This window comes from Erwinia papayae (genome assembly GCF_058241465.1).
Genome location: NZ_JBZCHT010000013.1, coordinates 1333239 through 1345868, shown reverse-complemented (window position 1 = coordinate 1345868; position 12630 = coordinate 1333239). Strand labels below are relative to the sequence as shown.

The 12630-nt window shown below is 53.5% G+C and carries 10 protein-coding genes and 1 tRNA gene; 6 read left to right on the top strand and 5 right to left on the bottom strand.

The window, feature by feature from the left end; translation table 11 throughout:
* Positions 1–210: 210 nt before the first annotated feature.
* A tRNA-Leu gene (locus AC3RPL_RS22375) sits at positions 211–295 on the bottom strand.
* Between the two features lie 126 nt (positions 296–421).
* Positions 422–670: a hypothetical protein gene (locus AC3RPL_RS22370; protein ID WP_490741574.1), complete on the bottom strand. Its 249-nt coding sequence runs from the start codon at positions 668–670 to the stop codon at positions 422–424.
* Positions 671–861: 191 nt separating this feature from the next.
* On the opposite strand from AC3RPL_RS22370, the gene AC3RPL_RS22365 reads away from it, so the two are divergent.
* Positions 862–1359, top strand: coding sequence for a YjjA family protein (locus AC3RPL_RS22365; protein ID WP_034936852.1), 498 nt, complete (start codon positions 862–864; stop codon positions 1357–1359).
* Positions 1360–1546: 187 nt separating this feature from the next.
* On the opposite strand, the gene AC3RPL_RS22360 is transcribed toward AC3RPL_RS22365, so the two are convergent.
* A complete protein-coding gene (locus tag AC3RPL_RS22360) occupies positions 1547–2167 on the bottom strand; it encodes a LysE family translocator (protein ID WP_490741573.1) in 621 nt (206 codons plus the stop codon).
* A gap of 165 nt (positions 2168–2332) precedes the next feature.
* Between AC3RPL_RS22360 and AC3RPL_RS22355 the strand changes: the two genes are divergently transcribed.
* Entirely contained in the window at positions 2333–3847 is a 1515-nt protein-coding gene (locus AC3RPL_RS22355; protein ID WP_490741572.1) for an RNA-binding protein, read from the top strand.
* A 22-nt stretch (positions 3848–3869) separates the two neighbouring features.
* Entirely contained in the window at positions 3870–5159 is a 1290-nt protein-coding gene (locus AC3RPL_RS22350) for a DUF445 domain-containing protein (RefSeq protein ID WP_034936846.1), read from the top strand.
* 155 nt (positions 5160–5314) lie between these two features.
* Here AC3RPL_RS22350 and lptG read toward each other — a convergent pair whose 3' ends face one another.
* Together lptG and lptF are read right to left on the bottom strand one after the other, a co-directional pair.
* The gene (gene lptG / locus AC3RPL_RS22345) at positions 5315–6391 is read right to left on the bottom strand and encodes an LPS export ABC transporter permease LptG (protein ID WP_490741570.1); all 1077 of its coding nucleotides are present in this window, start codon (positions 6389–6391) and stop codon (positions 5315–5317) included.
* Positions 6391–7491: an LPS export ABC transporter permease LptF gene (gene lptF / locus AC3RPL_RS22340; protein ID WP_490741569.1), complete on the bottom strand. Its 1101-nt coding sequence runs from the start codon at positions 7489–7491 to the stop codon at positions 6391–6393. The genes lptG and lptF overlap by 1 nt, the downstream gene beginning before the upstream one ends.
* 286 nt (positions 7492–7777) lie before the next feature.
* Between lptF and pepA the strand changes: the two genes are divergently transcribed.
* The 3 genes from pepA to AC3RPL_RS22325 are packed head-to-tail and all read left to right on the top strand — an operon-like array spanning position 7778 to position 12609.
* Positions 7778–9289, top strand: coding sequence for a leucyl aminopeptidase (gene pepA, locus AC3RPL_RS22335; RefSeq protein WP_034936838.1), 1512 nt, complete (start codon positions 7778–7780; stop codon positions 9287–9289).
* A 3-nt stretch (positions 9290–9292) separates the two neighbouring features.
* Complete coding sequence (locus tag AC3RPL_RS22330; protein WP_034936836.1) at positions 9293–9748, top strand: DNA polymerase III subunit chi; 456 nt, start codon at positions 9293–9295, stop codon at positions 9746–9748.
* Between the two features lie 5 nt (positions 9749–9753).
* A complete protein-coding gene (locus AC3RPL_RS22325) occupies positions 9754–12609 on the top strand; it encodes a valine--tRNA ligase (RefSeq protein WP_490741568.1) in 2856 nt (951 codons plus the stop codon).
* Positions 12610–12630: the final 21 nt, after the last annotated feature.

Sequence of the window (12630 nt, the reverse complement as noted above, 5' to 3'; positions counted from 1 at the left end):
GTCAACTCTTAATCGAAGTGAACTGACCCTCATCTTGACCCCCAAAACATCTGGCTGTCAATGGACGAAAAAAGACCAACATGGATAAGACAGGTAAATCAGAGAATGGGCAGATAAGTAAAAATTACTTATTTAACAATGAAATATGGACATAAATGGAAGATTATGGACATAAAAAAAGCCACCCTAAGGTGACTGATTTTTCCACAATGGTGCCGAAGGCCGGACTCGAACCGGCACGTATTTCTACGGTTGATTTTGAATCAACTGCGTCTACCGATTTCGCCACTTCGGCACTGAAGGGTATGCGAAAAACGTTGAGGATTATACCTTTGCAACCTGTTTCCGCAACCATTATCCTCCGCTGAGGGTGCAACTGCTGAAAAAAGCGCCGTATGCACAGCTACACTGATAAACGCGGCTATTTACTTCCCATTGCATCACCCCGCAAAGGCTCTCCAATGTTGGCTATCAGGCTGACTCCCTGCCAGGCTTCGTACTGACTATCACCTGGCTTTCGGGCTACCTGGCTACCAACCTGCCTGCCTGCCTGCCTGCCTGCCTGCCTGCCTGCCTGCCACCTGAAAATACCACCATCAAAACACCCTGCCTCAGCCGATTTTCGCATTACAAAAGCAGCGCGATCCTGCGCCACGCCCTGACTGGTCACTCATGTTCTGAAAACCAGACTGAGGCAAAAATCCTGAAAAGATTGCTGCCCAGGATTACTCCCAAAGTATTACTCACGGCATAACCATGCAGACAGTTGGGGAACTCAACGGGGAGCGGACAGTCGGAGTGTAGAGATCGGTGTAGGATGGAAATACGCTGAGCAAAAATAACGTCATAAAGGGTGCAGATATGAAAGCAGCAAATAAGCTAATTCTGGCTTTAACGGTTTCTTCTTTATTTACTGGTTCAGCGCTGGCCGCCAGCTGGCAGGATCAACTCAGTAGCGCTGCCAGTTCGCTGAGTCAGAACTCCACCGCTAATGCATCTACCAGCCAGACGGGCAACTCTGTGAGCGCCCTGACCGGCCTGCTTAACGGGGGCAACCAGTCGCTTAGTGCCAGCAGCATGACCAATGCGGCTGGCGTGTTGCAATATTGTGTACAGAACAATGTGGTGGATAACAACGTCAGCTCGGTAAAAGACCAGTTGATCAGTAAGCTGGGCCTGACCGATACGCAAAAAGCGCAGGATACCACCGATTATAAACAGGGCCTGATGGGACTGCTGAATACCGGTAACAATCAGCAGGTAAATCTCAGCAGCCTGGGCAATACCGCGCTCGGTAAGAAAGTGAAAACCAAAGCCTGCGATCTGGTTCTGAAACAGGGCAAGCAATTTATCTCTTAATCCCAGCCGACTAAGCAGACAACGTCGCCTCACAGAGAGGCGGCATTTTATTGCCATCACCAAACAGCATCCGGTAAGCGCCATTTCCTGATATCGAGGCTGCCTCAACGTCCAGGCGTTCATCAGCCTTCATCGGCCTTTAAGATCTTCAGTCCTTGCTGCGCGGGGCGCGGGGATAACAGAACTTTTACTTCACGATCAGCCGGATCCCCAGTAATGCCATCACGCTGCCGCCCAGCCGGTCAAACATCGCTTTATAACGCAGATAAGTATTACGCGGTCCACTTGACGAAAGCGCATAAGCAACAAAGGCATACCATAGTCCGTCCACCAACATCGAGATAACCGGCAACGAAACATACATTACTGTACTGATGTGCGGCGGCAGCAACGCGGCAAAGATACCAGCAAACACCACGGCGGTTTTGGGGTTGCTTACCTGCGTACCAAATGCGGTCAGAAAAGCACGCTGAAAACTCTGACCGGTCGCGCTCCCCTGGGTCATTAACAGCGGCTGTTTCGCGCCGCGAAACATTCTGAATGCCATCCAAAGCAAGTAAAGTCCTCCGACGGTCTTCAGTGCCAGCCACAGCCAGGGAACAGCCGACAGCAAAGTATGCAGGCCCAACAATGCAACCAGCGAGATAATAAACGAACCTGCCGCCATGCCCACAGCGGCACCCATCCCGGCGCGACGGGCAGAGGCCATCGCGGTGCGCGCAACCAGAATAAAGCTTGGGCCCGGACTGATTGCACCCAAAATCAATGCGCCGAATATTGTCGCTAATGCAATAATGTTTGCTTCCATTTTTTACCCCTCGCCAAAAATTAAATAAATTACAGCATTTCTCCCTTTATTCCATCCCGTACTCTTCGCAGATCCCGCTTGTAGCGGCCACGGTTTGCATCTGCGACGGGCAGCCTGCATTATCAGTCGCTGCCAAACGTTAATTTTTTCTTCTGTGAGAAAACGATGCAAAAGGATTTAACCGAGCTGTTGATCGAACGTGATGCGCAGCAGCATAAAGCCGAGCTGGAAAAGCTGCGGGAAGAGAATCAACGCCTGCTCCAGCAGGTCAGTGACAAAATCGACAATGCCAAAGCGGAAATTACCGAAAGCGCCATTACCAAAACAATGGCGGTGCTCAATCATACCCGCGCCTGGCTGCTGGCTATCGTCAGTGCGCTGGCAGTGACGCTGGCGGTAATTGGCTTTGTCGGGGTGAATGGTCTGATCAGACAGCTGACGATTTATTACACTGACACCATACATAACTGGCTGCGCTTTGATGACGGCAGCAGCGACAGCCATAAGATACTGGATAATCTGCGTACCAGCGCCCTGCTGGACTCGCTGAGCATACGCTATGCCCGCGATAAAACCCGCGGCGGTCTTTCACGGCCAGAGTTAAATGATGCCGAAAAGCAGCGACTGATGTCGATTATCCTCAATCCCACATCAGATGATTATCAGTTTCGGGATGCGCTGAACCTGATTATCGCCAGCCGGGGAATCTTTGGCAGAGTGATGGCCGACGATACCGGCAAAAAAATCGCCGGGATCCTCGCCAGTAACGATTACAACAATGATAAGAAAGTTAACGTGCTTGAGGCGATGAGTAGTGAGCGCGCTCTTTTTCCCTTCTCACTGGAAATGCTTAACAGTACCAATCCCAGATATGATGAAAATATCCTGATGAAAGCGTTTGCCAACGTTAAACAGTTTGATGACAAACGCGCCCGTCAGTTTGCCGAACAGAATCTGACGCGTTTTGAATCGCCCTATAATCGGATTGAGCTGGCAAAGTATCTGATTGAAATCGATGCAGACAGCAACGCAGTCAACGCGTTGATTGCTGAACTTAAACAGCAGAAAAGTGAACTCTGGCAGGGAAATGATAAAACACTGATCTTTGCCCGTATCGAGCACAACCTGAAAGCCACGCCGCCAGACGTATCTGCGCTGGCCGCGATGATGGATGCACAAATCGATAACGGGTTAGCCCTGAACATTTCCAGTTACACTCAGGGAAAACCCCGGTTGTACCTTGAACTGGATCATCACAGCGAGTTTTTTTCCCAACCCGAAAAACTGATGGGTAATCCTCAACTGGTGGATGCCATTGTTAAACATCAGCAGGTCAGCGCTGCGCGTCTGCAAAAAGTCAGCGACTTCCTCCAGACCCGCGATCGCGGCACATGGATAACCACGCTGATGATGAAGCCTGCGGCGGATACGCTGATAACGCTGGATAACGGTCAACAGCTTGCTGGCCGGGAAGTTCGCGATACCGTCTGGCTGCGGGTGGAGAAAATAGCCGGAGAGCCGTCGTTGATCGCCACCTGGCGTGACCAAAGCGGCCGGGTGGGCGAAGGCACCATTCGTGGCCTCGCCGGTGGCGAACTGGCCAGTTACTATATCGATTACAACACTGAGCAGTTGAGAAACTATACCTGGTCGGATGACAGTGATTACTGGCAGCTATAAAGAGTAATAACAGGAAGCGCTGATGAATAAAGAAACCGAACTGGCGAGGGCGAAACGCCTCCCGCTGCTATTGCTGTGCGGTGCAGCGATGGTTTTTATCGTCACCGTGCTTTGTCCGCTGTGGTTTCCGCCCAGTGCCTGGATAAGCGCGTTGAAGGCCATCTCTGAGGCGGCGATGGTTGGCGCTCTGGCCGACTGGTTTGCCGTCAGCGCCCTGTTTCGTCGGGTGCCAATCCCGCTCGCCGGTCGCCATACGGCGATCATCCCCCGTAACAAGGATCGCATTGCCGATAATCTTGCGCTGTTTGTACAGGATAAATTTCTTAATACCGACGCGCTGTTAACGTTGATCCGCCGCCACGATCCGGCACAGATGGTGGCCAGCTGGCTGAGCATGCCAGCCAATGCAGCAACATTCAGCAGCTACCTGCTGAAAATGGTCCGCGGATTTCTGGATCTGGCTGATGACCAGAGGATCCAGTCTTTTATGCGCCGGGCCATCCACAAAGCCATTGATAAAGTCGATCTCTCCCAGTCAACGGCGATGGTGCTGGAGAGCCTGACCAAAAATAACCGTCATCAGGCGCTGCTTGACGATGCCATCCGGCAGTTACTGCATCTGGTCAACAAACCAGGTACGCATGAGTTTATCGCCCGACAGGTGGTCGAGTGGCTGAAACGCGAACATCCGCTGAAAGAGAAAATGCTGCCTACTGAATGGCTGGGAGAAAAGAGTGCGGGGCTGGCCGCTAACGCCGTTAAGTCGATCCTTAATGATATAGAGCAGGATGGCACACATGAGTTGCGGCAGGGCTTTAACCGCGCGGTGCAGCGACTGATCGCCCGGCTGCGTGACGATCCGGAGATGCAGTTAAAAGCAGAAGAGATCAAAAGTTGGCTGAAAGAGGATACTGCGCTGAATACCTACATCAGTCAGCTGTGGGGTGATCTGCGCAGCTGGCTGAAGATGGACCTCGAAAGGCCGGATTCGGTGCTCCACGCCAGGGTCAGCGCCGCCGGACAATGGCTGGGAGAGACGCTGATGCAGGATACACAACTGCGTCATTCGCTCAATCAGCATCTGGAAGAGGCGGCAACCCGTGCGGCACCAGAGTTTTCGGCTTTTCTCAGCGGTCATATTAGTGACACGGTAAAAAGCTGGGACGCCCGGGATATGTCGCACCAAGTCGAACTGAATATTGGTAAGGATCTGCAACGTATTCGCATCAACGGCACGGTAGTTGGCGGGGTCATCGGACTCATTCTGTATCTGCTTTCGCTGTTACCGCAGTTTCTGGAAACATGGCGCTGACGCTAATACGGCGATGACGGATGCCTGCCGCGAGAAAAGCCGCTGCAAAAAGTAAAAAAGCCCCATTCACAGAAGGAGGCTTTTTTTGCACCAGGCAGAGATTGCGCGCAGTAAGCTGAGGTTACCGACGCCAGCACCCTGTCAACAATGGCTGCTTAGCGGCGCTTTAACAGCATATAAATACTGAGTATGAAAAACGCCGCACTGGGTAACAACGCGCCCAGCACGGGCGGGATGTTATAGACCAGGCTCAACGGGCCAAAAATCTGATCCAGCACGTAAAACAGGAAGCCAAAGCTGATGCCGGTAATCACCCTCATCCCCATTGACACGCTGCGCAGCGGTCCGAAAATAAAAGAGAGCGCCATCAGCATCATCACCGCGACGGAAAGCGGCTGGAAGATTTTACTCCACATGTTTAACTGATAACGACCTGACACCTGGCCGCTCTGCTTGAGGTATTTGCTGTAGTTGTAAAGACCGCTGATTGACAGCGAGTCCGGGTCCAGCGACACCACGCCAAGTTTGTCCGGGGTCAGCGTGGTTTTCCATTCACCGCTCAGCGTCTGGTTGCCGGTGACCTGTTTCGGATCGGTCAGCACCGACTCATCCACTTCTGATAAATCCCACAGCTTTTTGTCAGCATTGTATTTTGCCGTCGCAGCATAACGAACGGATTGCAGACGACGCTGCTGATTGAAGCTGTAGATACTGACGCCGCCCAGCTCATTATTGTCTTTTAAGCGCTCGATAAAGATAAAGTTATCGCCATCCTTCGCCCACAGGCCATTCTGCGTGGAGAGCAATGACCCTCCCACCAGCTGCTGCGCACGATAGCTGCGCGCCATCTGCTCGCCCTGCGGCGCGACGAACTCGCCGATAGCCATGGTCAGCAACACCAGCGGAATAGCGGTTTTCATTACCGATGCAGCAATTTGCATACGGGTAAATCCCGACGCCTGCATCACCACCAGCTCACTGCGCTGGGCGAGCATTCCCAGTCCCAGCAAGGCCCCCAGCAACGCCGCCATCGGGAAAAATATCTCAATATCCTTCGGCACGCTGAGAATGGTGTAAAGTCCGGCACCCAACGCGGTGTAATCACCCTGCCCCGTTTTGCGCAGCTGATCGACAAACTTGATGATGCCGGAGAGTGACACCAGCATAAACAGCGTTGCCATGATGGTGTTGAAAATCGTTTTGCCAATATAGCGGTCGAGTACGCCAAACATCAGACGGAACCTCCCTTACTGAAGCGGGCGCGGATACGCCGCAGCGGCACGGTATCCCACAAATTCAGTGCTACCGCCAGCGCCAGATACGCCAGGTTCACCACCCACATCCAGACCGCCGGATCAAGGCGTCCTTTTGCGCCACTGGAGCGCAACGAACTTTGCAGCAGGAAGAAAATCAGGTACAGCAGCATCGCGGGTAGCATCGACAATACGCGCCCCTGACGCGGATTGACCACACTCAGCGGCACCACCATCAACGCCATCACCAGCACCGAGAAGATAAGAGTAAACCGCCAGTGCAGCTCGCTGATAAATTCGGGATTCTGAGAATGACGCAGTGCGCCAAACCCCATCTGCTGGGCATCATTTGGATCCAGCACCACTTCCTGATGACCAATAATCGCCCGATAGTTTTCAAAATCGGTAATGCGGAAGTCGCGCAGCATGGCCGTCCCTTCGAAGCGGGTTCCCTTATCCAGGGTCACAATCTGCGAGCCGTCTGCCCGTTGGGTCATATGACCTTTGTCAGCCAGCACCACCGAGGGTCGGGCATTGCCTTTGGGACGCAGCTGAGCAAGGAACACATTGCCAAAAGCATTCCCTTTAACATTTTCAATAAACATTACCGACTGACCATCGCCAGATTGCTGAAACTGACCGGCAGCCAGCGCAGCCGCGCCCGGGTTTGCCTTGGCGTTTTTGGTCACCTCATTCTGATAACGTGCTGACCAGGGGCCAAGCCAGGCCACATTGGCCGCCGCCACCACCGCAGTGAACAGCATCAGCACCATCGCGGCTTTGACCAGCACCGCTTTGCTTAGCCCACAGGCATGCATCACGGTGATTTCACTCTCGGTGTAGAGCCGCCCTAAGGTCATTAAAATGGCTAAAAACAGGCTGAGTGGCAAAATGAGTTGGGCCATGTCAGAAATGCCCAGACCCAGTAATGTCAGAACTAAATTTGTCGGAATCTCGCCGTCTGCCGCCGCACCTAAAATCCTGACTAACTTCTGACAAAAGAAGATCAGTAGCAGGATAAACAGGATAGCCAGCTGACTTTTGAGGGTTTCCCGAACCAGATATCTAATGATGATCACGCTGAGTACGCCTGTGAAAACTTGTCTTTTTGCAGGAAAATCGCTAATTTCATCGCTTATACGCCATTTTTATCATTGATGGCCACGGTCATAACTCAATCAGTATGACAATAATCGTGTTCTGGTGATGTAAAAAATTATTTTATCCAACCCGGATTAAGGGTCATCACCAAAACGAAATCTGATGCCCGTTATGCTAACAGCGTGTTGCCCGGCAACATGCGGTCAACAAGCGCTACATTCTAGCGGCAGCCAACGCCGTTGTCTTTAAGATTCAGGAGAGTGCATGGAGTTCAGTGTAAAAAGCGGTAGTCCGGAGAAACAGCGCAGTGCCTGCATCGTGGTTGGCGTGTTTGAACCGCGCAGGTTGTCACCGATTGCTGAACAACTGGATAAAATCAGCGATGGCTATATCAGCGCCCTGCTGCGCCGTGGTGAACTGGAAGGCAAAGTCGGTCAGACCCTGCTGCTGCATCATGTACCAAACATCCTCTCTGAGCGGATTTTGCTCATCGGATGCGGTAAAGAACGTGAACTGGATGAACGCCAGTACAAACAGGTCATTCAGAAAACTATCAACACCCTTAATGATACCGGTTCAATGGAAGCCGTCTGCTTTCTCACAGAGCTGCACGTCAAAGGCCGTAACACCTACTGGAAAGTCCGCCAGGCGGTGGAAACCTCGAAAGAGACGCTTTACAGCTTCGATCAACTGAAAAGCAATAAAGTCGAACCCCGTCGCCCACTGCGAAAAATGGTGTTCAACGTGCCGACCCGACGGGAACTGACCAGCGGTGAGCGTGCCATTCAGCACGGTCTGGCGATTGCCGCAGGCGTTAAGGCAGCGAAAGATCTTGGCAACATGCCACCCAACATTTGTAATGCGGCCTATCTGGCTTCGCAGGCGCGTCAGCTGGCGGATACCTGGAGTAAAAACATTACCACCAGGGTAATCGGCGAACAGCAGATGAAAGAGCTGGGTATGAATGCCTATCTTGCCGTCGGCCAGGGCTCACAGAATGAATCCCTGATGTCGGTGATTGAATACAAAGGCAGCCCGGATGCAGAAAGCAAACCGATCGTGCTGGTTGGTAAAGGGGTAACCTTTGACTCCGGCGGTATCTCCATCAAGCCCGGCGAAGCGATGGACGAGATGAAATACGACATGTGCGGCGCGGCTTCAGTTTATGGCGTGATGCGTATGGTTGCCGAACTGAACCTGCCGCTGAATGTGGTGGGCGTGCTGGCAGGCTGTGAAAATATGCCTGGCGGACGGGCGTATCGTCCGGGTGATGTGCTGACCACCCTGTCCGGGCAGACGGTAGAAGTACTGAATACCGATGCAGAGGGTCGCCTGGTGCTGTGCGATGCACTGACTTATGTTGAGCGCTTTGATCCGGAGGTGGTGATCGATATCGCCACGCTGACCGGTGCCTGCGTGATTGCCCTCGGCCATCATGTCAGCGGACTGATGTCGAACCACAACCCGCTGGCGCATGAGCTCATCGGCGCTTCTGAGCAGGCTGGCGATCGCGCGTGGCGTCTGCCGATGTCGGACGAATATCAGGAGCAACTGGATTCGAATTTTGCCGATATGGCCAACATAGGTGGCCGTCCTGGTGGGGCGATTACCGCTGCCTGCTTCCTGGCGCGCTTTACCCGCAAATATAACTGGGCACATCTGGACATTGCCGGAACGGCCTGGCGCTCTGGCAAGGCCAAAGGTGCCACCGGGCGTCCTGTGGCCCTGCTGTCGCAGTTCCTGCTGAATCGCGCCGGTCTGAACGGCGACGATTAATCCATGAAGAACGCCACCTTCTGGCTGATAGAAACCGATACGCCGGTTGATGGGCTCAGCGCCCTTGAGGCGCTGGTGTGTCACCTGGCTGAGGTAAACTGGCGCGAGGGGAAACGCGTACTGATAGCCTGCGAAGATGAAGCGCAGGCTGTACGACTGGATGAAGCGCTGTGGCAGCGTCCGGCCAATGCCTTTGTACCGCATAATCTTGCCGGGGAAGGCCCGGCATTTGGCGCGCCGGTCGAGCTGGCCTGGCCGCAGCGCCGGGGCAATGCGCCACGTGATTTGCTGATCAGCCTGCTACCGCAGTTTGCAGATTTTGCCACCGCTTTCCATGAAGTGATAGACTTCGTGCCCTATGAAGAATCTTTGAAACAGCTGGCGCGCGACCGCTACAAAGCGTATCGCAGCGTTGGATTCCACTTGAATACGGCAACGCCGACGCCCCCAACGACATAGCAGAAATGGAAAAGACATATAACCCGCAAGATATCGAGCAGCCGCTTTACGAGCACTGGGAACAGCAGGGCTGGTTCAGACCTAATGGCGACACCAGCCAGGAAAGCTTCTGCATTATGATCCCGCCGCCAAACGTCACCGGCAGCTTGCATATGGGTCACGCCTTCCAGCAGACCATTATGGATACCCTGATCCGCTACCAGCGTATGCAGGGAAAAAACACCCTGTGGCAGGCGGGGACCGACCATGCGGGGATCGCCACTCAGATGGTGGTTGAGCGTAAGATCGCAGCCGAAGAGGGCAAAACGCGCAAGGACTATGGCCGCGATGCGTTTATTGAAAAAATCTGGCAGTGGAAGGCCGAATCTGGCGGCACCATTACCCGTCAGATGCGTCGTCTGGGCAACTCCGTGGACTGGGAGCGTGAACGCTTCACCATGGATGAGGGCCTGTCCAACGCCGTCAAAGAAGTCTTTGTGCGTCTGTACAAAGAAAACCTGATTTACCGTGGCAAACGTCTGGTGAACTGGGATCCTAAACTGCGTACCGCCATCTCCGATCTGGAAGTGGAAAACCGTGAGTCGAAAGGCTCAATGTGGCACATCCGTTATCCTCTGGCCGACGGCGCGATCACCGCCGACGGTAAAGATTACCTGGTGGTGGCGACAACCCGCCCCGAAACCGTACTGGGTGATACCGGCGTGGCGGTTAACCCGGAAGATCCGCGCTATAAAGATCTGATTGGCAAGTTTGTGCTGTTGCCGTTGGTTAACCGTCGCATTCCGATTGTGGGTGACGAGCATGCCGATATGGAAAAAGGCACCGGCTGCGTGAAAATCACCCCGGCGCACGACTTCAACGACTATGAAGTAGGCCGCCGCCATCGCCTGCCGATGATCAACATGCTGACCTTTGACGGTGATATCCGTGAAACCGCGCAGGTTTTCGACAGCAACGGTGAAGAGTCTGACGTTTACGACGCGGCTATCCCGACTGCGTTCCAGAAACTTGAGCGTTTTGCCGCGCGCAAAGCCATCGTCGCGGCGGTTGACGAACTGGGCCTGCTGGAAGAGGTGAAACCTCACGATTTAACCGTGCCATATGGCGATCGCGGCGGCGTGGTCATTGAGCCGATGCTGACCGACCAGTGGTATGTCCGCACGGCTCCGCTGGCTAAAGTTGCCGTTGAAGCCGTTGAGCAGGGCGAGATTCAGTTTGTCCCTAAACAGTATGAAAACATGTATTTCTCCTGGATGCGCGACATCCAGGACTGGTGTATTTCTCGCCAGCTGTGGTGGGGTCACCGCATCCCGGCCTGGTACGATGCCGAAGGCAATGTTTACGTTGGCCGAAGCGAAGACGAAGTCCGTGCAGAAAATAATCTGGCTGCCGATGTGGCGTTGAACCAGGATGAAGACGTGCTGGATACCTGGTTCTCCTCCGGCCTGTGGACCTTCTCCACGCTCGGCTGGCCGGAGAATACCGAAGCGCTACGTACCTTCCACCCCACCAGCGTGCTGGTCAGCGGCTTCGATATTATCTTTTTCTGGATTGCCCGCATGATCATGCTGACCATGCACTTCATCAAAGATGAAGATGGCAAACCTCAGGTGCCGTTCAAAACCGTCTACATGACCGGTTTGATCCGTGATGAGGAAGGCCAGAAGATGTCGAAATCGAAAGGTAACGTCATCGATCCGCTGGACATGGTTGACGGTATTTCGCTGGAAGACCTGCTGGAGAAACGTACCGGCAATATGATGCAGCCACAGCTGGCGGAAAAAATCCGCAAGCGTACCGAGAAGCAGTTTCCAAATGGTATTGAACCGCATGGTACTGATGCCCTGCGCTTCACGCTGGCGGCGCTGGCCTCCACCGGTCGCGACATCAACTGGGACATGAAGCGGCTGGAAGGCTACCGTAATTTTTGCAACAAGCTGTGGAATGCCAGTCGCTTTGTGCTGATGAATACTGAAGGCCAGGATTGTGGGCAGAATGGCGGCGAGAAGGTATTCTCGCTGGCCGATCGCTGGATCCGTGCGGAATTCAACCAGACGGTGAAGGCATATCGTGACGCTCTCGACAGCTACCGTTTTGATATGGCCGCCAACATTCTGTATGAATTTACCTGGAATCAGTTCTGTGACTGGTATCTGGAGCTGACCAAGCCGGTGATGAACGGTGGCAGCGAAGCCGAACTGCGCGGTACACGCAACACGCTGGTTGACGTGCTGGAAGCTCTGTTGCGTCTGGCTCATCCGATTATTCCCTTTATCACCGAAACCATCTGGCAGCGCGTCAAAGCACTGAAAAACATCCAGGCTGAAACTATTATGCTGCAACCAATGCCGGCATATGATGCAGCCAGCGTGGATGAGGCAGCGCTGAGCGATACGGAATGGTTGAAACAGGCCATCGTCGCAGTACGTAATATCCGGGCGGAGATGAACCTCTCCCCGGCTAAACCGTTAGATGTGTTGTTGCGCAGTGCGAGTGATACGGTTGTTAATCGCGTTACTGCCAACCACAGCTTCCTTAAATCGCAGGCCCGTCTGGAAAGCATTACCTGCCTGGCTGCGGATGATAAGGGGCCGGTATCCGTTACCAAAATTATCGACGGCGCTGAACTGCTGATCCCGATGGCGGGCCTAGTCGATAAAACCGCCGAGCTGGAGCGGCTGGCAAAAGAGGTGGCGAAGCTGGAAGTGGAAATCAGCAAGATTGAAAGCAAGCTTTCCAATGAAGGATTTGTCTCCCGCGCTCCGGCTGATGTTGTGGCAAAAGAGCGCGAACGCATGAGCGGTCTGGAACAGGCAAAAGTAAAACTGATTGAACAGCAGGCAGTGATTGCCGCGCTGTAAGCAGTAGTAAACTGCGATAAA